The 23,132-nt window shown below is 70.2% G+C and carries 19 protein-coding genes; 7 read left to right on the plus strand and 12 right to left on the minus strand.

The window, feature by feature from the left end; translation table 11 throughout:
* Positions 1 to 61 precede the first annotated feature (61 nt).
* The 10 genes from OG598_RS08420 to OG598_RS08465 are packed head-to-tail and all read right to left on the minus strand — an operon-like array spanning position 62 to position 12,311.
* Positions 62 to 2,101 carry a hypothetical protein gene (locus tag OG598_RS08420; RefSeq protein WP_328653876.1) on the minus strand — a complete coding sequence of 680 codons (2,040 nt, stop codon included), beginning with the start codon at positions 2,099 to 2,101 and terminating at the stop codon, positions 62 to 64.
* Positions 2,101 to 3,300, minus strand: coding sequence for a glycosyltransferase family 4 protein (locus OG598_RS08425; protein WP_328653877.1), 1,200 nt, complete (start codon positions 3,298 to 3,300; stop codon positions 2,101 to 2,103). The genes OG598_RS08420 and OG598_RS08425 overlap by 1 nt, the downstream gene beginning before the upstream one ends.
* The gene (locus OG598_RS08430; protein ID WP_328653878.1) at positions 3,300 to 4,247 is read right to left on the minus strand and encodes a glycosyltransferase family 2 protein; all 948 of its coding nucleotides are present in this window, start codon (positions 4,245 to 4,247) and stop codon (positions 3,300 to 3,302) included. Before OG598_RS08430 ends, OG598_RS08425 begins: the two co-directional genes overlap by 1 nt.
* Positions 4,244 to 5,560, minus strand: coding sequence for an O-antigen ligase family protein (locus tag OG598_RS08435; RefSeq protein WP_328653879.1), 1,317 nt, complete (start codon positions 5,558 to 5,560; stop codon positions 4,244 to 4,246). The genes OG598_RS08430 and OG598_RS08435 overlap by 4 nt, the downstream gene beginning before the upstream one ends.
* Positions 5,557 to 6,720, minus strand: a complete 1,164-nt coding sequence (locus OG598_RS08440) for a glycosyltransferase (RefSeq protein WP_328653880.1) — start codon at positions 6,718 to 6,720, stop codon at positions 5,557 to 5,559. Before OG598_RS08440 ends, OG598_RS08435 begins: the two co-directional genes overlap by 4 nt.
* On the minus strand, positions 6,713 to 8,020 hold the full coding sequence (locus OG598_RS08445) for a glycosyltransferase family 2 protein (RefSeq protein ID WP_328653881.1): 1,308 nt from the start codon (positions 8,018 to 8,020) through the stop codon (positions 6,713 to 6,715). Before OG598_RS08445 ends, OG598_RS08440 begins: the two co-directional genes overlap by 8 nt.
* On the minus strand, positions 8,020 to 8,871 hold the full coding sequence (locus OG598_RS08450) for a class I SAM-dependent methyltransferase (protein WP_328653882.1): 852 nt from the start codon (positions 8,869 to 8,871) through the stop codon (positions 8,020 to 8,022). The genes OG598_RS08445 and OG598_RS08450 overlap by 1 nt, the downstream gene beginning before the upstream one ends.
* Positions 8,871 to 9,719: a class I SAM-dependent methyltransferase gene (locus OG598_RS08455; protein ID WP_328653883.1), complete on the minus strand. Its 849-nt coding sequence runs from the start codon at positions 9,717 to 9,719 to the stop codon at positions 8,871 to 8,873. The genes OG598_RS08450 and OG598_RS08455 overlap by 1 nt, the downstream gene beginning before the upstream one ends.
* Positions 9,716 to 11,281 (minus strand): lipopolysaccharide biosynthesis protein, encoded by a 1,566-nt coding sequence (locus tag OG598_RS08460; RefSeq protein ID WP_328653884.1) that lies wholly within the window; start codon positions 11,279 to 11,281, stop codon positions 9,716 to 9,718. Before OG598_RS08460 ends, OG598_RS08455 begins: the two co-directional genes overlap by 4 nt.
* Positions 11,274 to 12,311 carry a sugar transferase gene (locus tag OG598_RS08465; protein ID WP_328653885.1) on the minus strand — a complete coding sequence of 346 codons (1,038 nt, stop codon included), beginning with the start codon at positions 12,309 to 12,311 and terminating at the stop codon, positions 11,274 to 11,276. Before OG598_RS08465 ends, OG598_RS08460 begins: the two co-directional genes overlap by 8 nt.
* A gap of 292 nt (positions 12,312 to 12,603) precedes the next feature.
* Between OG598_RS08465 and OG598_RS08470 the strand changes: the two genes are divergently transcribed.
* The 6 genes from OG598_RS08470 to OG598_RS08495 all read left to right on the plus strand — a co-directional run bounded on the left by OG598_RS08470 (position 12,604) and on the right by OG598_RS08495 (position 20,440).
* Complete coding sequence (locus OG598_RS08470; protein ID WP_328653886.1) at positions 12,604 to 13,656, plus strand: GDP-mannose 4,6-dehydratase; 1,053 nt, start codon at positions 12,604 to 12,606, stop codon at positions 13,654 to 13,656.
* A gap of 124 nt (positions 13,657 to 13,780) precedes the next feature.
* On the plus strand, positions 13,781 to 16,168 hold the full coding sequence (locus OG598_RS08475) for a galactose-binding domain-containing protein (protein WP_328653887.1): 2,388 nt from the start codon (positions 13,781 to 13,783) through the stop codon (positions 16,166 to 16,168).
* A gap of 188 nt (positions 16,169 to 16,356) precedes the next feature.
* On the plus strand, positions 16,357 to 17,895 hold the full coding sequence (gene fxsT / locus OG598_RS08480) for an FxSxx-COOH system tetratricopeptide repeat protein (protein WP_328653888.1): 1,539 nt from the start codon (positions 16,357 to 16,359) through the stop codon (positions 17,893 to 17,895).
* Between the two features lie 10 nt (positions 17,896 to 17,905).
* Positions 17,906 to 18,982 (plus strand): tetratricopeptide repeat-containing protein, encoded by a 1,077-nt coding sequence (locus tag OG598_RS08485; RefSeq protein ID WP_328653889.1) that lies wholly within the window; start codon positions 17,906 to 17,908, stop codon positions 18,980 to 18,982.
* Positions 18,979 to 19,425 (plus strand): hypothetical protein, encoded by a 447-nt coding sequence (locus tag OG598_RS08490; protein WP_328653890.1) that lies wholly within the window; start codon positions 18,979 to 18,981, stop codon positions 19,423 to 19,425. The genes OG598_RS08485 and OG598_RS08490 overlap by 4 nt, the downstream gene beginning before the upstream one ends.
* 58 nt (positions 19,426 to 19,483) lie before the next feature.
* Positions 19,484 to 20,440 (plus strand): tetratricopeptide repeat protein, encoded by a 957-nt coding sequence (locus OG598_RS08495; protein WP_328653891.1) that lies wholly within the window; start codon positions 19,484 to 19,486, stop codon positions 20,438 to 20,440.
* A gap of 187 nt (positions 20,441 to 20,627) precedes the next feature.
* Here OG598_RS08495 and OG598_RS08500 read toward each other — a convergent pair whose 3' ends face one another.
* Together OG598_RS08500 and OG598_RS08505 are read right to left on the minus strand one after the other, a co-directional pair.
* Complete coding sequence (locus OG598_RS08500) at positions 20,628 to 21,152, minus strand: NUDIX hydrolase (protein WP_328653892.1); 525 nt, start codon at positions 21,150 to 21,152, stop codon at positions 20,628 to 20,630.
* Between the two features lie 183 nt (positions 21,153 to 21,335).
* A complete protein-coding gene (locus OG598_RS08505; protein ID WP_328653893.1) occupies positions 21,336 to 21,785 on the minus strand; it encodes a hypothetical protein in 450 nt (149 codons plus the stop codon).
* 146 nt (positions 21,786 to 21,931) lie between these two features.
* Between OG598_RS08505 and OG598_RS08510 the strand changes: the two genes are divergently transcribed.
* Positions 21,932 to 23,128: an epoxide hydrolase family protein gene (locus tag OG598_RS08510; protein WP_328653894.1), complete on the plus strand. Its 1,197-nt coding sequence runs from the start codon at positions 21,932 to 21,934 to the stop codon at positions 23,126 to 23,128.
* Positions 23,129 to 23,132 lie beyond the last annotated feature (4 nt).

Below are 23,132 nucleotides of genomic sequence, written 5' to 3' on the forward strand. Positions count from 1 at the left end.
TTGTGGCCAGCTGGGCGGCCGCCTGCCGTGGGCGGGTCGCCGACCGTTGCTCCGGCCGTCGTCAGCCCCGGCGTTCGGCGTCGCCGACGGCTACAGCCCGTCGCAGCACGATGGGCTCGGTGGAGGGTTGTTCCGCACTCGGCCGCCCGGCGGCCAGCAACTCCTGCCCGAAGACCGGCCAGCGGTCCGTCAGGTCGGCCACCGGAGTGTCCGCGGACGGCTCCGGCAGCGGTGCCTCCGCCACCGGCGACCGCCAGACCGTCTCGGGTCGGGCCAACGGTCGGCCGAGAACACCCGCCACGGCGGGACCGCCGCCCCAGGACGGAGCCGCGGGCTCAGGCTGGGCGGTGGGCGTCGGCACCTGCTCGGGCCGGTCCGGGACATCCGTCACCACCGGATTTGGCTGGGTGATGGCGTCCTCGATCCGGGTCGGCCCGGCCGGCGCCTCCGAGGGCGCCCCGGTCCCGTACGGGGTGCGCCCGGCCGTCGTGCTCTCGACCGGCTGACGCTCGGCCGTCGTGCTCTCGGCCGTCGCCCTGTCGACCGGCCTGCTGTCGACCGGCTTGTGGTCGACGGGCTTGCGGTCGACCGTCGTGCCCTCGACCGTCCTACCCTCGACGGTCCTGCCGGCCGGGGCCGACTCACCCGAGCTCTGTCGGCGGTGCCGTCCGGGTGGCCCCGACTTGTCCTCGACCAGGGCGCTGACCAGCTCACGGATGACCGCGCCCTGGGCGCCCGCCTTCGTCACCGGCAGCGCCAGGGCATCCTGGGCCGCGCCCGGCGCCAGGGCCGGTTGCTCGCTGCTCGGCCGGTGGTCCGTGCGAGGCGCCGCCCCGATCACCACGACACCGGCCAGCGGAAGCCCGAGCTGTTGCACGAGCCGGGCCGCCCGGGTGCTGTCGTCCAGGTTCGTCCGGCCGGCGCGGACGACCAGCAGGACGCCGTCCGCGTGCTGGGCGAACGCCGAGATCTCCCGTCCGGCCAGGATCGGCGGCGCGTGGACGATCACGCAGTCCTCGTCCTCGCCCAGCGCGTTGAGCAGCCCGCCCAGCTCGTGCAGGGCCTCCGTGTCGGCGCCCTCGCGGGGCTCGGCCGGCAGCACGGTCAGGGTGGGGAAGTCGACCAGGCGCACCGGCGGGCACTTCTGGGCCAGCACCTGCTGCCAGGTGTGCGGCGCATCCGGGAAGTGGCCCGACAGCACCGGGTCCCGTACCGCCCCGTCCACCAGCGTGGCCCGACAGTGCTCGTCGGCCATGCCGAGACCGAGCAGGGCGGTCACCAACGCCTTGCCGTCGTCGTCGTGTGCGCTGGTGACCAGCAGCCGCCGACGGGGCAGGGGAGCGGTGAGCACGCTGAGCGTCGAGATCGTGGCGCGTACCGCGTCGGCGACGTTGGTGCGGGCGTACAGCGCGGCGGCGTGATGGCGGGCGAAGCGGCGCGGCAGCTTCGGCAGCACCCCGATCACCGGCAGGCCGAGGCGCGCCTCGATCTGGCCGACGTCGCGCAGCCGGCTGTCGAACCGGTCGCGCAGGATGGTCGCGCCCCAACCGGCCAGCAGCCCGGCCAGGGCCCCGAGTACGCCGTTGAGCAGCGGCTTCGGGAAGGCCGGTCGGGCCGGCGGGCTGGCGGTGTCGAGAACCCGGGCGTTGATGCTCGTGGAACCGCCCATGTCCAGCCGGCCCAACTGCTGACTGACGGCGCGGGAGGCGGCGTTCGCGATCGCGGCGGCCTGCGTACCGGTGCCGGCGCTCGCGTGCACGGTGATGATCTGAAGGCCGAGTTCGTACTCGCCGCTGACGTGACCGAGCACCGCCCGCTCGGGCAGTTGCAGCGAACGCGCCGCTTCCAGCGCGACCTCCCGGGACCCGACCAGTCGGGCGATGGTGGGCGTGAGATTCTGCGCGAGGGCCAGATCCACCGGTCGGTCCGCGTCGGTCTGCTCGGCGCTGACCAGCACGGAGGCCTCCGCCTCGTAGCGCGCCGGGAGGAGCTGGGTCACTCCCTGCGCGGCGGCCAGGCCCGCGCACAGGCCGAGCAGTGGTACGCCCACCCGGCGCCAGGAGGCACCGAGCAGACCTTTGACATCTATCGACGCGCTCATCAGGCGATCGCCTCTCTGGTTGGGTGCCCGGCCTCGGCGGGCGATGTGCGGAGGGACCGGGCCGGGGACCGCAGTCCGCGCCAGGTCGTGCAGAGGGTTTCGGCGATCCGGTCCCAGCCGAACTCGGCGCCGGCGCGGGCCAACCCACTGTTGGCCAACTGCCCGGCGAGCGCCGGGTCGTCGCGCAGCCGCGCGAGGCGGGCGGCGAGCGCGTAGACGTCGCCGGCCGCAAAGACGAGACCGGCGTCGCCCACCACGTAGGGGATCTCGCCGACGTCGCTGCCCACGACGGGTACGCCACACGCCATCGCCTCGACCAGCACCCGGCCGAACTGCTCACGCAGCGGGATGCCGATCCACGGCAGGGTGTTGCGCTGCACCACCTCGACCGACGGCATCGCCAACACGTCCATGTCGTTCAGCAGCGTGGGCAGCTCGGCGTGCCCGGCCCAGCCGTGCCGGTGCACCCGGCCCGGTCGGCGCGCGGCGGCCCGCTCGATCTCGGCACCGAGGCTGCCGTCCCCGACCAGCGACACGTCGCAGTCGATCAGCTCGGCGGCGCGCAGCAGGTCGGCCACGCCCTTGTGCGGCTCGAACCGCCCGACGAACCCGACAGTGAACGGGCGCGCGGTCGGATCGGTGGGCAGTGGCCGGAACATCCGGGTGTCCACGCCGAGCGGCACGATAGTGGCCGGGCCCCGGTAGCCCTTGATCCGCAGCACGTTCAGCGCCGCGGGTGTGATCGGGAAGGCGTGGTCGACGGACAGGTAGGACTGTCGCTCGATCCGGGGGAACGGCACCGGAAAGCGGGTGACCACGTTCTGCGCGGCGTACAACGTGGTGGGCACCCCGGCCCAGCAGCGTTGACGCAGCCGCAGCGCCTGCCAGGTGGTGAGGTACGCGGCCTCGCCGATGACGTGCAGGATGTCCGGGCGGGCGGTCGTCACGTCGTGCTGGCCGGACAGCCGGAACAGCACCGAGGCCATGTGCCCGGTCAACGACTCGCCGAGCAGGTGCGGAACGACGTGGTACCGCAGCCGGTGGTGTCGACGGGCCAGCCGGGCGAGTTCGCGTCGGGTCGTCGGGGACACGTCCGCGGCGAGCACGGTGAGGGTGACGTCCGGCTGTTCGCACAGAACGTCGAACAGGTCCGTCCAGTGTTCGGTGCGCTTGCCGACGACAGTTGTCAGGACGTGCATCACGCTCCTCCTCTCGTTTCAGGTCGGGCGACCGCGATTCGACCGACACGGGTCCAGGCCCGCAGCCGAGCCGTCCCGGCCCGGGGTTGCACTGGCATCCGCGCTCCGGCCAGTCCGATACCGATCAGTGCGCGCAGCAGCACCACGCCGCGTACCGCGCGCAGCGTGCCGGCGCGGTGGCGGGCGAAGAACCGCAGCATGCTGCGGTACAGGTGGGGCCAGATCCAGGCCGGGTCGGAGCTGCTCGCCCCGCCGGTGTGCACGGCGGTCACCGAGGGCACGTACAAAACCTCGGCGCCGCGCCGGGCCGCCTGGAGGCACAACTCCTCGTCCTCGTAGTACAGGAAGTAGCCCTCGTCGAGGCCGCCGATCGCCACGAACAGCTCGCGGCGCACCGCCAGGCAGGCACCGGAGAGCCAGTCCACTGCCACCGGCTGCGCCCCGCGCACACAGGCGTCGTACGCGGCGCGGCGCTGCCGACCGCTGAGCAGCCGCCGCAGCGACACCGGCACCAGCGACCCACCGAACCGGCTGGCCAGCACCGTGCCGAGGGATTCGAACCGGTGGGCGCTGATCGCGACCCGGCCGTGCGCGTCGGTGAGCCGTGGCCCCGCGATGCCCACCGACGGTCGGTCGCGCAGCACGCGCACCAGTTCCGCCACCGCGCCGGGGCTGACCACGCAGTCCGGGTTGACCAGGAGCACGACGTCGGTGTCGACCCCGGCCGCGGCCCGGTTCACGGCGGTGGCGAACCCGGTGTTCGTGGGGCTGGCGAAGACCGTCACCTCCGGGAAGCGGCTTCGGACGAGGTCGACGGTGCCGTCGGTGGAGGCGTTGTCCACCAACCGCACCGGCACCTGCGCCTGCCGCAGCGCGGTCAGGGCGGCGACGATCTGTCCCGCCGAGTTGTGGGTGACCACCACTGCTGTGGCGTCGGCCGCGCTCATGCCGCCACACCCGTTCCGGTCAGGGCGCCGCGCAGCAGCGGCGGCCGGGCGGGTCGCCGCAACCGCGCACCCTCGTGGTGTGCCGTGAGGAGGGTCAGCGCCGGCAGCAGGCCCAGCTCCCAGTGCCCGTCGGTCGGCGCCGCGAAGAGGGCGGCGGCCAGGAAACCGCAGGACAGCGCCGCGAACGGCAGCGCGATCCCGTCCCGGCTGCGCAGGCCGACGCGGATGCTGCGCAGGATCGGCCAGAGGACCAGCAGGAGGCCGACCAGCCCGAGGTTGGCAAGAACCGTGACGTAGAAGGCGTGGTACACCGGCCCGACGTCGGTGAAGGTGAAGCCGGACAGGTAGATGTCCGGCGTGGTCTGTCCGAGGCCGGCCCCGACCAGCGGCTGGTCGGCGAAGACGCCCAGACCCACCTCGGACTCCACCCCCCGGTAACCGGCGGACTGCCCGAAGCCCTTGGTGATCTCCGTGGCCCGCTCCCGTACCCCTGGTTGCAGGGCGAGGATCGCGGCCACCGCGACCGCCGCCGCGGCGGTGGCGGCCAGGCCGGCGCGGACCGTGCGGCCGCCGCGAAGCAGCATGATCAGCCCGGTCAGCGCCGCGGCGAGCCAGATCCCCCGGTACGACGCGAGGAGCACGTCGACGGCGAAGAACCCGCCGAGCAGGAGGGCGCCGGCCCGACGCCAACCCCGCACCCGACCGGCGATCCAGATCAGCGCGGGGATGGCCATGAGGGTGATGAGCCCGCCGTGCCGCCCCGGTGCCGCCACCGAGATGGCGGTGAAGACCCCCGCCAGCACCACGTACAGGATGCCGGCGGCCAGGATCCGACGGGGCGTGGTGAGGGTGTGGGTGGCGACGAAGAAGTACACCGGGATCGTGGCCACCTGGTACGCGGCGACCAGCACCTCCGTCGGGAGGTTGCCGACGGCCAGACCATAGGTGGCCGCCACCACTGTCAACCCGACCAGGACCAGCATCCCCACGTCGGCGGCGGTGCGCCGGATGCCCCGCTCCGCTCCGAGCCAGTGGCGGGCGGCCAGCGCGGCGCCGCCGGCGGCCAGCAGCAGCACCTTCACCGCGATGTAGCCGCGCACGTCGCCGCCGCTGAGCAGGGCACCGACCACGGCGCCGCCGATGATGCCGACCGGCAGCACGGCCCAGGGCCAGAGCAGGAACGCGCCGAAACACAGCACTCCGACGGCGGCGGCCACGCCGACCGGCCCGGGCAGCAGGGTCACCACTGTCACCACACCGCCCAGCGCGGCGCCGGAGAGCACCACACCGGGCGCGACGATCGGCACTCTCATCGCGGCAACCCCGCCAACAGGGAACGCAGCTGGACGCCCCGTACCGACCAGCTGTTGCGGGTGGCGACCTCCCGGCGTCTGGCGGCGTCGTCGGGCGCGCCGGCGCGGTCCAGCGCGTCGGCCAGCGCCGCGGCGAAACTCGCCGGGTCGGCGGCGAGGGCGATGGTGTCGCCCAGTGCCCGCAGCGCCGGCAGCGGCGTCGCGACGACAGGCTTGCCGAGGGCCAGGTACTCGTAGCACTTCTTCGGGTGCACGTAGTCGATCAGCCCACCCACCCGGTAGGGGATGATCGTGACGTCGCAGGCCCGCAGGATGCCCGGCACGTCCGTGAAGCGGACGGCGTCGACAAGCTCCACGTTGGACAGGCCGGCGAGCGGGGCACGGCCGGCCCGGGTGGACGGGCCGATCAGCACGAACGTCCACTCCGGGTGGGCGCGCGCCACAGCGGCGACCAGGTCCGCGTCGAAGGCCCGGGTATCGACCGCCCCGCTGTAGCCGATCAGTGGTCGGCGCAGGCTGAGTAACCACGGCGCGACCGGGCCCTCCGGCGAGAAGCGGTCCGGGTCGCATCCGTTGGCCAGCACCACCGGTGCCGGGTCGGAGGCGGGCATCCGGTCGGGTAGCGCGCTGGAGGAGGCGAGGACGAGGTCGGCGGCGCCGACGGCGGAGCGCAGCGCGCGGCGCAGGTGCCAACGGTTCCAGGGTCGGGTGAACGTCCAGTCCAGGTCGGTGGCGTCGTAGACGACGGCGGACGCGTCCAGCCGGGCGGCCACCGGCGCGGCCAGGTCCTCGTCCAGCCAGAGCAGTCGTACGGATGCCGCCCGCCGCTGGAACCACCGGCGCAGCACGCGCGCGGCGAGCCAGCGGTTGACCCGGTTGACCGGGGGAAGGTGCCGGCCGAACGGCAGCAGCGCCGGCGCGGCGCACTGCCACAGACCGTCTGCCACCTGCCGAACCTGGACCCGCCAGCGCGGGAGGTGCCCGGCCGGGTCGACGAAGAGCACCCGGTGGTCGACGGTCAGCTCGCGGGCCAGCGCGTGCTGTCGGTGGGCGCCGTTCGCCCACGGCGTGCCGCTGAAGATGACCACCCAGTCGCTGTCGTCGGCGGGCGACACGACCGCCGCGGCCGCCGGTTGCAGGGCGGTGGTGTGCTCAGCCACGGCCCGACCGTTCCATCGGCCGTGGCGCTCCGGCGGGCAGCAACTCGTCCTCGCCGAGGCGGCCGAGCACCGGGCGGGCCCGCTCGTCGTCGAGTCGCAGCAGGCGGGCGCCTGCGTGCCGGTCCAGCCAGCCACGCAGCGCACCGGCCGCGATCCGCCGGTTGATCCAATTGACCAGCGGCACCGCGTCACCCAGCGGCAGCGCGGTCGGCGCGACGGCGTGCCAGGCCGCCGAACCGATCGGGGTCACCTCGCACCGCCAGCGCGGCCGGTGTCCCGGCGGGTCGACGATGAGCAACCGTTGCCCGGGCGCCAACTGCCCCAGCACCGTCGAATGCCCGTCGACGGACCACCGGTTACGGCTGAACAGCACCACCCAGTCGCGGGTGTCGCCGTCGGGCAGCGGGCCGACGTCGCCGCGCAGCGCGGCGAGCAGGTCGCCCAGACCCAGCTGTACGGATCGACCGAAGAGCCGCTTGACCAGGTGGTCGGCGATCAGCGCGGCCCGGAACACCGGCAACCGGTACCGGGGCTGGGTCAGCCGTAGATACCCGACCAGGCTGCCCAGCAGGTGTCGGAAGCGGATGGTCGGCCCGAGCAGCCGGCAGGATGCGCCCCGGCTGTGCGTCACCACGGCGTCCGGGAGCATCCACAACTGGTGCCCGGCCTGGTCGAGCTGCCGCGCGAGGACCGCGTCGTTCCAGTAGACGGGGAACGCCTCGTCGAAGATGGTCTGTTGTCCGAGCACCGCGCGGCGCACCAGCATGCAGCTGCCCGAGGCGAGTTGCCGGGGACGGCTGAAGTCCTCGCCGCGCATCTGGAACCGGTGCAACGCCTGGCGGAACCCGGGAAGCCGGCGCAGCGCGGTCACCAGCGCGATGGTGGCGGCGAAGCTGGGCTGTTGGACGTAGTGCTGCTGGAAGGTGCCGTCCGGGTTGAGGTACAGCGGGCTGACCCCGGCCACGTCCGGCCGCTCCCGCAGGTGCTCGACCATCCGCGACAGCGCGCCCGGGTGGAACCGGATGTCGCTGTTGAGCAGCAGGATCAGCTGCCCGTTCGCCCGGCGGTACGCCTGGTTCACGGCGGCGGCGAAGCCGGTGTTGTGGTTGTTGCGGATCAGCCGGACCCGGGGCTGGTCGGCGAGCAGGTCGGCCGAGCCGTCGGACGAGCCGTTGTCGACGGCCACCACCTCGTAGTCCAGGTCGGGGTCGACTGTCGACGCCAGCGACTCCAGGCACTGCCGGGTCTGCTCGCGGGTGTTCCAGCTGACCAGCAGCACCGACAGCAGCGGGGCGCCCATCAGGACACCGCCCGGTCGTCGCGGCGGGCGAAGATCCGCAGCAGGTCGCCGAGTCGTGGGTGCGTCACCCGGGGCGACCGGCTGGCGGCGACGTCGGCGACCAGCAGATTGCGGGCGTTGCGCAGCCGTGCCGCCGGTTGCCAGTAGAACCGGGAGAAGACCGTGTCGTGGGAGATCACCCGGAACCCGGACTCCACAAGCATCCGACTCAGGGTGTCGGGGGTGAAGTGCCAGCGGTGGTACGTGGGAGCGATGGCGGGCCAGTCGGTGCCGAGCCGGTTGGCGGCGGCGGAGGCGATGTTGGGTACCTCGAGGGCGAGCCATCCGCCGGGGGCGAGGGCGGTGTGCGCGGCGCGGAGGAAGGCGCGGGGGTCTTCGACGTGTTCGAGGACGTGGAAGGCGCAGACGACGTCGGCGGTGAGTGTGGGTGCGATGGTTTCGAAGTAGCCCTGGCGTACGGGCATGTGGAGGTGGTCGCGGGCGAAGGCGGCGGCGGCGTGGCTGACCTCGATGCCGCTGGCGGTGATGCCGGCCTGGTGGGCGGCTTCGAGGAAGTAACCGCCGGCGCAGCCGGCTTCGAGCAGGACCGTGGGGTGGACGCCGGACAGCAGCCAGCGCAGCCGTCGGCTCGCCTCGAACCGGCGCTGGCCGGCGGAGGCGAAGTAGTCCTGGTACCCGTCCGTCGTGTAGTAGGCCTCGTCGTACAGGTCCTCGGGGGCCGGGGCGCTGCCAGCGGTCCAGACGAAGCCGCAGTCCGGGCAGCTCCACAGCAGCTCGCCGAGGGTCGGCGAGTGCCCACCGGCGCGGCCGCAGAGCTGGCAGCGGACCAGCTCGATCCCATCGAGTTTCATCAGGTGCTCCGTCCGGTTCGTGGCGCCCGGGCGATCACCCGGAGTAGGTCGCCGAGGCGTGGGTGGGTCAACCGCGGTGAGCGGAGCCCGAGCACGTCGGCGGGGAGTAGATGCCGTGCGTGCCGCAGTCGGTAGGCGAGCGGCATGTAGTAGCGGAAGACAGTGGTGTCCTGCCGGACCACCTCGAAGCCGAGGTCGGTCACCAGCCGGACCAGGGTGTCGGGGGTGAAGTGCCAGCGGTGGTAGCGCGGTTGCAGGCCCGGCCAGTCGGTGCCGAGTCGGTGGGCGGCGGCGGAGGCGATGTTGGGTACCTCGAGGGCGAGCCATCCGCCTGGGGTGAGGGCGTTGTGTGCGGCGTGCAGGAAGGCGCGGGGGTCTTCGACGTGTTCGAGGACGTGGAAGGCGCAGACGACGTCGGCGGTGAGTGTGGGTGCGATGGTTTCGAAGTAGCCCTGGCGTACGGGCATGTGGAGGTGGTCGCGGGCGAAGGCGGCGGCGGCGTGGCTGACTTCGATGCCGCTGGCCGTGATGCCGGCGCGCTGGGCGGCTTCGAGGAAGTAGCCGCCGGCGGGACCAGCTTCGAGCAGCACCGTGGGGCGGACGGTGGAGAGCAGCCAACGCAGCCGCCGCCGCGCCTCGAACCGGCGGGGCGCGGCCCGGAAGTAGTCGTCGTAACCGCCCCCGGCGAAGTAGTCCTCGTCGTAGCGCCCGTCCTCGGTGGCCTGCTCCTGCGCGGTCCAGCTGAAGCCGCAGCCTTCGCAGCGGCGCAGCAGCCCGCCGAGTCGGGGCAGGTGGGCCTGCCGTGGCCCGCACAGCACGCACTGCGCGGTGCGGTGGCCGACGCTCATCGCGGAACGCCAGTGCTCGGCGACAGCACGGCTGTCGGCGCGCGCAGCAGCCGGTGCAGTCGCATCCGGTCGCTCGCGCCCAGGTGTCCGCCGGCGATCAGCAGCGTGCCGGCGACGAGCAGGGCCAGACCCGCCCGGGAGGACACCGCGAGGGCGGCGTCGAGGCGTCCCGGACCGTCCGGCAGGAACTGGCTGGCCGCCGCCGTGACCAACCCGGCCGCGACGGCCGCGGCGAGCGGCGGCCAGATCGCCCGCGCCAGCGGGGCCAGCGGCCGGGCCGTGGCGCTGTGGAAGTAGACCAGGAAGTATCCGGTGCTGAGCACCACCGCCAGCGCCGTCGACAGCGGTACGCCGAGTGGCCCGCACAGCAGCAGCATCGGCACGGTGAGGACCAGGTTGAGGACGACGGAGAGCAGCACGTACCGCGTCTCCAACCCGGGCCGGCCCTCGGCGCGAGCGGCGATCGTCGCCGCCCCGGTGATCAGGTTGAGGGCGTACGCGGGTGCGAGGATCATGATGTTCGCCGCGGCCCAGGGAACCTGGTGGCCCAGCCAGAGCCGGACCAGCGGATCGGCGCTGACCATCAGCGCGGCGGTGGCCGGGGCCAGGAACAGCGCGAGGTACCGGGTGGTGGACAGGTAGAACCGGTCCAGCCAGCCGGTGCCCCGGGACACCGTGCGGGCGACCGCTGCGGGGAACAGCACGATGAGGGCGAAGCCCGGGGGCAGGCGGAGCAGGTTGAGCAGGCGACTGCCCAGGTCGAAACCGCCGGCCACGGCGGGGCCGAAGGCGCCGCCGAGGACGAGGCGGTCGAGTTCCACGTTGACCATGCCGGCGCCACTGGAGACCTGCACCCGCAGGCCGTAGCCGCCGATGCGGCGGATGTCGGCCAGGTTCGTTCGTCCCCATCGGGGGGACAGGTCCGGGCACTGGCGGTGGGTCGTCGCGGCGAGCAGGAGGGTGCGGATCACACCGGTCGCGGCGGCCGAGGCGGCCAACGCCACGAGGCCGCCGCCGAGGCGTACCACCAGGATGGCGAGGGCGGCCGCGAGGATCGCCGTGCCGGCGCTGATCGCGGCGAGTGACCCGTAGCGTTGGCCGCCTTCGAGCACGGCCCGCCACGGCAGCTCCACGGCGCCGGCCACCAGGCCGACGACCAGCCAGAGGGTGGCCTGCCACGCCTCGTCGGCCAGGTCACCGAGGCGCAGCAGCCCGACGAGCCACGGCCAGCCGGCACCGAGCGCCCCCAGGGTGAGCAGGCCCAGCAGCACGGCCCAGCCCAGCCCCAGCCCGAGCAGCCGACGTACCAGGTCCCGGTCGGCCGCGCTCTCGGCTCGGGCCACCTCACGAACCAGTGCGGAGCCGAGTCCGAGGTCGATCAGGGCGGCCATCGCCAGCAGACCGGCGAGCACTACCCAGATACCGAACTCTCGCGGCCCGAGCCGCTGGTAGACGACCGGCACCGAGACCAGCCCGGACACCGCCATGATCACCCGCGCGGCCAGCATGCTGGCCGTGTTGCGGGTGACCCGGGTTTCGACCGCGTGGGCCGTACTAGCCACGGGGGAACCCCCGGAACAGCTCGACCACTGTCAGCAGGAGCAGGGTGAGGTCGACTCGCATGGAGCGGCAGTTGAGGTAGAGCAGGTCGCACCGGAGCTTGTCCTCGACGGTGGCCGCGTATCCGCCGGTGAGCTGCGCGATGCCCGTCAGCCCCGGCCGGACCAGGTGCCGCAGGTCGTAGTCGGGCAGCCGGTCGAAGCCGGCGATGAACTCCGGTCGTTCCGGGCGGGGCCCGACGAGGCTCATCTCGCCGCGCAGCACGTTCCAGAGCTGGGGCAACTCGTCCAGCCGGGACCGTCGCAGCAAGCGCCCCAGTCGGGTGATCCGGACGTCGTCCGGCAGGGCCAGGACCGGGCCGGTGGCCTGCTCCGCCCCGACCCGCATGGTCCGGAACTTGACCACCCGGAACAGCCGGCCACCGGTCCCGACGCGTTGCTGGAGGTAGAACGGTGGGCCGGTGAACGACACCACTGCGGCGATCACCGCTATCAGCGGGATCACCACGAGGGCACTGAGCAGGATCACGCTGAGGTCGAAGAACCGCTTCAGCCGCTCCCCACGGGGTCGGCCGGTGGCGCCCGATCCCAGCCGAATCCACGGCAGTCCACCGAAGCGCGCCATAGCGGGTGCCCGCAGCAGGCCGTAGACGGGGCGGGCCAGCACCATGATCTCGACGCCGGCACTCATGCAACTGGTGATGATGCGGTCGTCGACGCTCTCCAGGGAGTGCTTGAGCAGCAGAAGGCGAGGGCGGACGGTGGCCAGCACCCTCGCGAGTTCCTCGGCGCAGGCCGGCACCGGGAGTCGGACGGCGACGTCGAACTCCTCGTCGAGGCGGTCGGGCGTGGTGACCGCGTCGTTCGCCTCGAGCACCACCACGCGGGCCCGCCGCCTGTGCTGTTCGGATCGGGCCTGCTCCTGGTGGGCGAACAACTCCTGGAGCTGCAGCGGGATCTCCGGGCGCTGTCGCTCCTCGAACCTTGGTGCCGTGGCGGGGTCGTGGGAGGTCGCGCTGTCGTTGACCGACATCGGAGCTGAGTCCGCGGTTACGGGTCCCGGGGTCTTTCTCAACGCGCCGACCTCCTTCTCCGTCAGGTGCTTCGAGGGCATGCGGGCGAGCACCCCGGGAGTAAGCTACTAGTCACAAATGCCCCAATAGTCCCGGATAGGCAAAAACGGGACGTCTTGCTCCGAACGCCGCATATCGGCCCAGACCGTTGCGTGAAACGCACCGTTAGTGGGTATTTGGTGGGATACGGTCGTGCCCGGTCGTCCGGTTGCCGCTGAGGGCCGAGAACCCCGTCGTTCCAAGGAGTTCCACATGGACCAGCCAGATGTTGCCGTCGGCGTCGACCAGCCGACGGACCTGATTCCCGGGCGCGTGCTGGTGACCGGAGGCGCCGGCTTCATCGGCAGCCACGTGGTCGCCCGGCTGATGCTGATGGGCAGCCAGGTCCGGGTGCTCGACAACTTCTCCACCGGCCGCATCGAGAACCTGGCCGACGCCGCGTACGGCGGGTTGACCGAGGCGGACGTCGTCTCGGGTGACATCCGTACGCCGGAGGGCGTCGAGGTCATCCACCAGTGGCAGCCGGACGTGGTGGTGCACCTCGCCGCGCAGCCGAGCGTTCCCGCGGCCCGCCGTTCACCCCTGTACGACGCCGACGTGAACGTGTTCGGCACCGTCAACGTGCTGGACGCCTGTGCCCGTGGCGGCGTACGGCTGGTGATCAACGCGTCAAGCAGCGCCATCTTCGGCAGCGTCGCCGCCCACGACCTGCCGGTCCGCGAGGACTACCCGATCGCCCCGGTGAGCCCGTACGGCGTCAGCAAGGCCGCCGGCGTGCACTACCTCGACTGGTACGGGCGTCAGCACGGCCTGCCGTACACCTCGATGGTGTTCGGCAACGTCTACGGGCCCCGGCAGGAGGGCAGCGACTGCGGCGTGGTGTCCCTGATGGCCGACGCGCTGCTCGGGGGCCGGCAGGTGGTGATCTACGACGACGGCACCCAGACCCGGGACTTCATCCATGTCAGCGACGTCGCCGAGGCGATCGCCGTCGCCTGTCACCATCCCGGGGTGGGTATGGTCAACATCTCCTCGGGTCGGCAGACGAGCGTGAACGAGGTGTACGACACGGTCCGGGAGGCGTCCGGCGTCGGCAACGCGGCCCGATACGAGCCGTTGCCTTGGCCGGGGGAGGTGCGCAACATGGCGCTGGACACCAGGAAGGCGCGCGAGCTGCTCGGGTGGTTCCCGAAGATCGGCTTCACCGAGGGCGTACGGATGACGGTCCGCGATGCTCGCCGCCGCCAGGCCGGCAGCCAGATCCTGTCCCCGGTGCGGGCGCTGGAGCGCGCCGTCACCGGCTGAGGGCTCAGCGCGTAATTCCCGTCATCTGATCGGGATTTTCATCGATCAGTCTAACTCTTGCGGGTCGGCATCCACTGCTGCCACGATGGCCGTCAATGCCTTCCGTCCCGAAGGAGTGGTCGTCATGGCGGTCTCCCGCCGCAGGTTCGTCACATCGGTGCTGGCCGGGTCCGCCCTCGCCACCGCCTCCACCACCGAGCTGCTCACCAGCATGTCCAGCCCCGCGCAGGCCGCCAGCCCTCCCGGGGACGTGGTCGGCAAGGTGACGGTCGGCTACCAGGGCTGGTTCAGCGCACCCGGCGACGGGGCGCCGATCGGCGGATGGTGGCACTGGGGCCGCGACCGGTTCCAGCCACCCTCGCCCGCCAACACCACGATCGTGTCCTGGCCGGACATGCGCGAGTACACCCGCACCTATCCCACCGCGTACCCCAACCTGGGCAACGGCCAGCCGGCCACCCTCTTCTCCTCGTACGACCAGCAGACGGTGGACACCCACTTCCGCTGGATGCAGGAGAACGGCTGTGACACCGCCGCGTTGCAACGGTTCAACCCGATGGGCGACGAGGGCCCCACCCGCGACGCGATGACCCAGAAGGTGCGCTCCGCCGCCGAGCGGCACAACCGCAAGTTCTACATTATGTACGACGTCACCGACTGGCTGACCTTCCAATCGGAGATCAAGACCGACTGGACGACGAAGATGGCCGCGCACACCGCGTCCTCCGCGTACGCCCGGCAGAACGGCAAACCGGTCGTCTGCATCTGGGGCTTCGGCTTCAGCGAGCCCAGCCGCCCCTTCACCCCCGGGCCCTGCCTGGAGGTCATCAACTGGTTCAAGGCCCAGGGCTGCTACGTCATCGGTGGCGTACCCACCTGGTGGCGGCAGGGCATCGAGGACTCCCGCCCCGGCTTCCTCGACGTCTACCACTCGTTCCACGCGATCTCCCCGTGGATGGTCTACCGGGCCAGGACCGTGGAGGAGCTGGACTCCTACTACAACAACGTCAACGTCGGCGACATGGCCGACTGCGCGGCGCGCGGCATCGACTACCTGCCCTGCGTGATGCCCGGCGACCTCGCCGGGGGCCACCGCAAGCACGGCGACTTCTACTGGCGGCACATCTACAACATGGTCCGGCTCGGCTCCCAGGGCCTGTACGTGTCCATGTTCGACGAGTACAACGAGGGCAACCAGATCGCCAAGACGTCCGAGACCCAGGCCACCACCCCGGCCGGCGCGAACATCCGCGCCCTCGACGAGGACGGCGTCGCCTGCTCCTCCGACTACTACCTGCGGATCACCGCCGACGGCGGCCGGATGCTCAAGGGGCAGCTCGCGCTCACCGCCGTACGCCCCACCCCGCCGATGGTCGGCACCCCACCACCGGCCACCGGCAACCTGGCCGCCGGCCGACCCACCTCGGCCAGCAGCCAGGGCGGCGGGTTCCCGGCGTCGAACGCAGTGGACTCGAACGCCGGCAGCTACTGGGAGAGCGGCGGCGGCTCCTTCCCGCACTGGTGGCAGGTCGACCTCGGCGCCAGCCACCAGGTCAACAAACTCGTGGTGCGGCTGCCCGCCGGCTGGGGCGCGCGCACCCAGAGCATCACCGTGCAGGGCAGCGTCGACGGCAACTCCTTCGCCTCCATCGCCGGGGCCTCCGCGTTCGCCTTCGACCCCGCGACCGGCAACACCGTCACCCGCACGCTGACGACCACCACGGCCCGCTACGTCCGCCTCAGCATCAGCGCCAACACCGGCTGGCAGGCCGCCCAACTCGCCCAGGTCGAGGTGTACGCCGGCAGCACCGTCCCGGACAACCCGCCGACCACCCCGAGCGGCCTCACGGTCACCGGCAAGACGTCGACGAGCGTGTCCCTGGCGTGGACGGCCTCCACCGACGACACCGGGGTGACCGGCTACCAGGTACGCCAGGGCGGCACCGTCGTCGCCACCGTCACGGGCACCACGGCGACGGTGAGCGGGCTCAACCCGTCCACCGCGTACACCTTCACGGTCGTCGCCCGCGACGCCGCCGGCAACACCTCCAGCGCGTCCTCGGCGGTCACCGTCACCACGGACGCCGCGGCCAACTCGGACCTCGCACGGGGTCGACCCACGTCGGAGAGCAGCCACGTCCAGAGCTACGGGTCGGGCAACGTTGTGGACGGTGACGCGAACAGCTACTGGGAGAGCGCCAACAGCGCGTTCCCGCAGTGGGTGCAGGTCGACCTGGGTTCCTCGCGCACTGTCGGGCGGGTGGTGCTGAAGCTGCCGCCGTCGTCGGCGTGGGGCAGCCGGACGCAGACTCTCTCGGTGCAGGGCAGCACTGACGGGGGGAGCTTCGGCACGCTTGTTGGGTCGGCGGGGCGGACCTTCAACCCGGCCACCGGTAACCAGGTGACGCTGACGTTCACCGCCGCGCAGGCGCGCTACGTGCGGATCACCGTCACCGGCAACACCGGCTGGCCGGCCGGGCAGTTGTCGACACTGGAGGTCTACGCCAGCTGATCGGACGTGGGGCGGCCGCTGGACGTCGACCGGCGGCCGCCCATCCCATCGTCCGTGTGGTCACGCCGCCACACGCGCCGACGTGACTAGCCCTCACCGCTTGGACCTCCATGGGTGCCATCGGGATGGCAGGGGAGACGGCTTGCAGGTTGATTGGCGTGGAGTGGCTTGTGTGGCAGCCTGGCTGAGTGACCAATGGTGACAGTGAGACCACGGGTTGGGACTTCTTCGTTTCGTACACGCAGGCCGATCGGTCGTGGGCGGAATGGATCGCGTGGCTGTTGGAGGAAGACGGCCATCAGGTATTGGTTCAAGCGTGGGATTTCGTGCCGGGTACTCACTGGATCCAGGGCATGCAGGATGGGACGCAGCACGCTGAGCGAACGATTGCGGTGTTGTCGCCGGAGTATCTGAAGTCTGTGTATGGCGGTGCGGAGTGGCAGGCTGCTTGGGCGGCAGATCCTGCCGGTCGTCTCCGCAAGCTGCTCACTGTGCGGGTAAGTGACTGTGAGCGAACGGGTCTGTTGGCCAACGTGGTGGGTGTCGACATATTCGGTGTGCCCGAGGCGAAGGCGAAGGCCCGGGTCCGGTCGATGGTGGCACGAGCGCTTGCGGGGCGGGCCAAACCATCCAGCCCGCCTGCCTTTCCGGAGAGCCGGGCGATGCCGCGAGAGACGCGGTTCCCGGGGGCTCTGCCGACGGTATGGAACGTGCCCGCCCGCAACCCGCACTTCACGGGACGGGAGCGGGACCTGAAGGCGTTGGCAGAGGGGTTGACGGCGGGCTTGCCGCTCACGGTGCATTCGATACGTGGGCTGGGAGGAGTCGGTAAGACCCAGCTCGCGGTCGAGTATGCGAACCGGCACATGAGTGCCTACGACCTGGTGTGGTGGGTGGCGGCCGAGAAGCCCGCGTTGATTCCGGACCAGTTCGCGCGGCTGGCGCAGCGGTTGGGTGTGGAGACTGACGTCGATCCGGACACGCTGCGGGTGTCGGTGCATGAGGCGTTGCGGGAGGTGTCAGGATGGCTGCTCGTGTTTGACAATGCCGATGCTGTCGAGCAGGTTCGCCCGTGGTTGCCAGCGGTTCCGCTCCCGCCGGGGATCCCCGGCCATGTGCTCGTGACTACCCGCCGGGGTGGGTTCTCGGCCATAGGGCGGGTGCATGACTTGGACGTGGTGGAATCTGGCGAGGCGGTGGACTTGATGCGAGCACGGGTGCCTGCTTTCCCTGAGGTCGTGGCAGTGCAGATCGCCGAAGAGCTGGGTCGGTTGCCGTTGGCGTTGGAGCAGGCCGCCGCCTATCTCGATCGCACCCAAATGCCGCCCACCGAGTATCTGCATTTGCTGCGTACAAGGGGCCGGGAGTTATACAGCCGCGGCCAGTCTGCGTACCGACAGGAAACGATAGCCACGGTGTGGGAACTGAGTCTTGAACGTCTGATGGCGGACAGCCCACCCTCTGTTCAGTTGTTGGATGTCTGTGCCTACTTGGCACCGGAGCCAATACCGTTGGACTTGTTCACCACCCACCATGATCGGCTGCCGGAGCCGTTGGCGGCAGCCGCACGGGATCCCCTGAGCTTCAGCGACGCCGTGGCGGCGGTGGTGGACTATTCGTTGGCAAGGCGCACCGAATCAGGATTGCAGCTGCACCGCTTGGTGCAGGCCGCGTTAAGGAGCCGGCACGATAGTGCTGTCTCCGACACCTCCGGAATGACCAGCTGAGGGGATGTCGGTGGCGAACCCCTTGGCGGTGGCGTTGAGCTTGTTGCGTGCCGACGTCCCCGGTGATGATTTGTTGCGGTCTCCTGAGGACTGGCCTCGGTGGTCGGTTCTGTTGCCGCATGTTCTGGCGGCCGCCAGTCACGTGCCTGATGATGGCGGCGAAGTTCTTGTAGCGGCTCAGGATTGCAGTTATCTACTGGATTACGCCGGGAGGTTCCTTCAGGCTCACGGGCGATACCTCGAGGCCAAGCCTTTGCTTGAGCGGGCATTGGCCATCGATGAGGCGGTGCACGGGCCGGACCATCCTGCCGTCGCGACTGGGCTGATCAACCTAGCCGTGGCCCTGCGGGCTCTGGGGAACGCGGCGGCGGCTCGGCCGCTGGCTGAGCGGGGGTTGGCCATCAGTGAGGCGGTGCACGGCCCGGACCATCGTGTTGTCGCGATCGCGCTGAACAATCTCGCCACGGTCCTGCGCGATTTGAAGGACCCATCGGCGGCTCGGCCGCTGCTTGAGCGGGCGTTGGCCATCACTGAGGCGGTGCGCGGGCCGGACCACCCCGACGTCGCGATTGGGCTGAGTAATCTCTCCGTGGTCCTGCGGGATTTGGGGGACCCATCGGCGGCTCGGCCGCTGGCTGAGCGGGGGTTGGCCATCAGTGAGGCGGTGCGCGGGCCGGATCATCCTGTCGTCGCGATTGGGCTGAGTAATCTCTCCGTGATCCTGCGGGATTTGGGGGACTTGGCCGTGGCTCGGCCGCTGCTTGAGCGGGCGTTGGCCATTGACGAGGCGGTGCATGGACCGGACCATCCTGACGTCGCGATCCGGCTGAGCAATCTCGCCATGGTCCTGCGGGATTTGGGGGACTTGGCCGTGGCTCGGCCGCTGCTTGAGCGGGCGTTGGCCATTGACGAGGCGGTGCATGGACCGGACCACCCTGTCGTCGCGATCCGGCTGAGCAATCTCGCCAGGGTCCTGCAGGAGTTGGGGGATGCGGCGGTGGCTCGGCCACTGATTCAGCGAGTGGCGGCGATTGGTGAGGGGGCGACGGCCCTTAGTCAACCGTATTCAGAGGAGACCCCGACATGAGCCAGGCCGACGCCGCCACCCTTGCTTACTGGGGCGAACACCGTGAGCAGTTGCGGCAATCGGAGAACCAGCGCGCCGTCCTCACCAACTACCTGCTCGCCATCACGGCTGCGCTGAGCGGACTAATCGCGCAACAGAAGTTCGCCGTCACAACTCTGCCGCTGTCGATCCTAATCACGCTGTCTGGACTATTCGGCGCCCTAGCGACGGCAAAATACCACGAGCGTGCCGAATATCATCTCCAGCAAGCTCGGGCCCTGACTCAGGTCCTTAAAGAGGACAGCCTATTGGCGCGCGGTGACGATCTTACTCGGCAATACCGAGAAGCTCACTACCGCAAGCACCCTCGCCTGCATCGAATACGCTTACATCGCCTGTGGACCGGACTTCATTGCGGAATAGCAGTCTACGGAATGGGATTGACTATTACCACGCTCCTTTGAGTGTCGGATTCACGCCTCGCGGTCATGTATCGGACGGATGGGTTGATCAAGGATGCCGGTGGTAGATCCGTTGGCGGTGGCGTTGGGTTTGTTGCGGGCCGACGCGCCCGGTGATGATGTGCTGCAGTCCCCTGAGGGATGGCCTCGGTGGTCGGTTCTGTTGCCTCATGTTCTGACGGTCACCGCTCATGTGCCTGATGATGGCGGCGAAGATCTTGCGTTGGCTCAGGATTGCAGTTATCTACTGGATCGCGCCGCGACTTTCCTTCAGGCACACGGGCGATACGTCGAGGCCACACCGCTGCTTGAGCGGGCGTTGGTCATCGCTGAGGCGGTGCACGGTCCGGACCACCCTGACGTTGCGGTTGGGCTGAACAATCTCGCCTTGGTCCTGCAGGATTTGGGGGATCCGGCGGCGGCTCGACCGTTGCTTGAGCGGGCATTGGCCATCATTGAGGCGGTGGACGGGCCGGACCACCCTGACGTCGCGACCGGGCTGAACAATCTCGCCACGGTCTTGCAGGATTTGAGGGACGCGGCGGCGGCTCGACCGCTGGCTGAGCGGGCCTTGGCCATAGACGAGGCGGTGTACGGAGCGGACCACCCCGCCGTCGCGATCCGGCTGAACAATCTCGGCGCAGTCCTGTGGGATTTGGGGGATGCGGCGGCGGCTCGACCGCTGGTGGAGCGGGCGTTGGCCATCGACGAGGCGGTGTACGGACCGGACCACCCCGTCGTCGGGACTGGGCTGAACAATCTCGCCAGGGTCCTGCGGGATCTGGGGGAGGCGACGGCGGCTCGACCGTTGGCTGAGCGGGCGTTGGCCATCACTGAGGCGGTGTACGGGCCGGACCACCCCGTTGTCGCGATCCGGCTGAGCAATCTCGGCGCGGTCCTGTGGGATCTGGGAGATGTGACGACGGCTCGGCCCTTGCTTGAGCGGGCGTTGGCCATCGACGGGGCGGTGCATGGACCGGGCTCAAAAGGAAGCGGTTTGCCAGATCCGCGCCAGTAGGCCGCAATAGATTGACAAAAATGAATGGAAGTGCGATCCCCTAACCACAGTTCGCGGACGCCGTAGGCCAAGATTCGAAGAACCCCTCCCGGCAGGTCGGGACACGAGGCTCCGTCAAGTGCCGTCAACGATGACAGCCCTGCCGTCGTGCTGAGAAGCCTGCAAGTGGGCGCATGTTGTTTCGTGCTCACCTAGTCTGCGACTGAGGCCCTGCTACCTGTTCTTCTTCCATTGGGACGATCGAGCCGCCAGCAAGATACAGCGGAGCGCGTAGGTCACGAGCGCTCGTCGCCGCATGAACTCGAGTGGCGACGTTCTCGGGAAGATGCTGCTCGGCCTCTCGGGGCGAGAAGAAGGCGGCGTCCTCCAACTCCTGTCCTGGGAGATCGAGACCATCGAGGTTGGCGATGGACCCGCAGTCGAACGTGAAGCTGACGATCGCACGTGGCCGCTTCCCGGCGGGCGGTGCCCAGTCCACTACGAGCAGGTCACCCACCACCACAGAGATCCCCAGCTCCTCTCGGATCTCACGGGCGCAGGCGTCATGTGGGTATTCGCCCTCGTCGACGTAGCCGCCGGGGAAGGCCCAGTGGTCGCGGTACGTCGGTTTGACGAGCAGCACGTTGCCGGCCGGGTCGGTGATGAAGGCCGCGGCGGCGGCGTAGAAGGAAGCCAGGTTGGCGTACCACGTGGCGGGCTCCGTCCAGATCACCTTGGTGACGCTAGCGGACTGGTCCGGGTGGGTGACCTGCTCGCGCCCTGGTCGACGCGGACAGCATCGCGCCGGCTGAGGTTCGGTGCCGGCCGTTGCTGGCCACGGTGGTCGGCCTCACCCGCTGACGGACGAGCGCCGCCGCAGGTCGTAGGCCGGGTCGACGGGTGCGTAACGGCAGCGTCAGTGCTCCCAGAGGTCCTCGGTGCGGAAGTACCTGGCGGTGAACGTCTCTTCCAGGGAGCCGGTGTCTGTCTCATCTGTCCACCAACCCGGCCAGACGTCGACACCGGAAGGTTCGCTGATGGTCGTCAGGACGGTGGAGCACCGGTGGCAGCGCCGAGGCGCCGAGTCACGGAACCGCCCGCCGCAGTCGCATCGCCGTAGCCGTCCCTCAAGAGCCTCCATCAGCGTGGGGTAGGTCCTGTCCCGGGAAGGGAGCGCGTCGGCGATGGTGATGAACGTGCCGTCGTAGTAACTGATATCCACCCGCATCGGGCAGCTGTCGCAGTAGAGGAAATAGCAGTCCAGCAGTGGCGAGTGGTCGAGGCGGTAGAGGCGTTCGTGGCACTCCGGACAGGTGACGTCCTCGCCGTTCAGCCAGTTGTCGTCGACTTCGTCCGGTTCACCCACCGATTGATCATCCCATGGGTGTGACGCCGAGGAGCGGCGGCGATTCGCGTTTCGGCCCGGGTGGCATCGGCCCGCTGTGAGACTGGGTTAGTGCCGGCACGTGATTGGATCGGAGCTGGCCGACTCGACTTGGCGAGGTGGGGAAGATGCCCAACGACAACGAGATTCGTCCCTTCCGGCTCGACACATCTGAGGACGCGATCGCCGACCTGCGTCGCCGGATCGCGGCTACCCGCTGGCCCACCCGCGAGTTGGTCACCGATCGCTCCCAGGGGGTGCAGCTGGCGACGATCCAGGAGTTGGCCCGCTACTGGATCACCGATTACGACTGGCGTGCGTGCGAGACGACGCTGAATTCGCTGCCGCAGTACACGACGAACATCGACGGCGTCGAGATTCACTTCATCCACGTACGGTCGCAGCATGAGAACGCCCTGCCACTGATCATGACGCACGGCTGGCCGGGCTCGGTCGCCGAGCTGCTCGGGGTCATCGGCCCGCTGACCGACCCGACGGCGCACGGCGGCACGCCCGAGGACGCGTTCCACCTGGTGCTGCCGTCGTTGCCGGGCTACGGCTTCTCCGGCGAGCCGACCGAGCCTGGCTGGAATTCGGCGCGGATGGCGCAGGCGTGGGCGAAACTCATGGACCGCCTCGGGTATTCGCGCTACGTCGCACAGGGTGGCGACGTCGGCGCGGCCGTCACGGACGCCATGGGGCGGCAAGCACCCGAGGGGCTGCTCGGCATCCACGTCAACCTGCTCGCCGGGGCGGTCGGCATCAAGGACACGTTGCCGGCGAACTCCGAGCAGGAACGCGCCGCGCTCGACGCGCTCACGCTGTTCTCGATGGACGGTTTTGGCTACTTCCTGGAGCAGTCCACCCGGCCGCAGACGATCGGCTATTCGCTGCTGGACTCGCCCGTCGGGATGGCGGCCTGGATGCTCGACCACGACACGGACAGCTACTACAAGATCTCCCGCGCGTTCCTCGACGGTGAGCCGGCCGGCGGTCTCACCCGGGACAGCATCCTCGACAACATCACGCTGTACTGGTTGACGGGCACCGGTGCTTCGTCCGCCCGGTGGTACTGGGAGCAGGGGCGGTTTCAAGCAGCGGCCCAGGCGGCCGGTCAGGCTCCGCCGCCGGTCACCGTTCCGGTCGGCTTCACCACGTTCCCCGGCGAGCTCTGGCCCGCTCCGCGTAGCTGGGCCGAGGCGGTCTACCCCGGCATCGCGTACTTCAACGAGGCTGACCGCGGCGGGCACTTCGCGGCGTGGGAGGAGCCGGAACTCTTTTCCGCCGAGGTGCGGGCCGCGTTCCGGCCGCTGCGCAGCACCTGACGGC

It is taken from the genome of Micromonospora sp. NBC_00330 (genome assembly GCF_036136635.1).
Classification (GTDB): Bacteria; Actinomycetota; Actinomycetes; order Mycobacteriales; family Micromonosporaceae; genus Micromonospora; species Micromonospora salmantinae.

Bases quoted from the DNA above. Each gene is read 5' to 3' on its own strand.
- OG598_RS08420 (WP_328653876.1), bottom strand. From the start codon at position 2,101: ATGAGCGCGTCGATAGATGTCAAAGGTCTGCTCGGTGCCTCCTGGCGC.
- OG598_RS08425 (WP_328653877.1), bottom strand. From the start codon at position 3,300: ATGCACGTCCTGACAACTGTCGTCGGCAAGCGCACCGAACACTGGACG.
- OG598_RS08430 (WP_328653878.1), bottom strand. From the start codon at position 4,247: ATGAGCGCGGCCGACGCCACAGCAGTGGTGGTCACCCACAACTCGGCG.
- OG598_RS08435 (WP_328653879.1), bottom strand. From the start codon at position 5,560: ATGAGAGTGCCGATCGTCGCGCCCGGTGTGGTGCTCTCCGGCGCCGCG.
- OG598_RS08445 (WP_328653881.1), bottom strand. From the start codon at position 8,020: ATGGGCGCCCCGCTGCTGTCGGTGCTGCTGGTCAGCTGGAACACCCGC.
- OG598_RS08450 (WP_328653882.1), bottom strand. From the start codon at position 8,871: ATGAAACTCGATGGGATCGAGCTGGTCCGCTGCCAGCTCTGCGGCCGC.
- OG598_RS08455 (WP_328653883.1), bottom strand. From the start codon at position 9,719: ATGAGCGTCGGCCACCGCACCGCGCAGTGCGTGCTGTGCGGGCCACGG.
- OG598_RS08465 (WP_328653885.1), bottom strand. From the start codon at position 12,311: ATGTCGGTCAACGACAGCGCGACCTCCCACGACCCCGCCACGGCACCA.
- OG598_RS08470 (WP_328653886.1), top strand. From the start codon at position 12,604: ATGGACCAGCCAGATGTTGCCGTCGGCGTCGACCAGCCGACGGACCTG.
- OG598_RS08475 (WP_328653887.1), top strand. From the start codon at position 13,781: ATGGCGGTCTCCCGCCGCAGGTTCGTCACATCGGTGCTGGCCGGGTCC.
- OG598_RS08490 (WP_328653890.1), top strand. From the start codon at position 18,979: ATGAGCCAGGCCGACGCCGCCACCCTTGCTTACTGGGGCGAACACCGT.
- OG598_RS08510 (WP_328653894.1), top strand. From the start codon at position 21,932: ATGCCCAACGACAACGAGATTCGTCCCTTCCGGCTCGACACATCTGAG.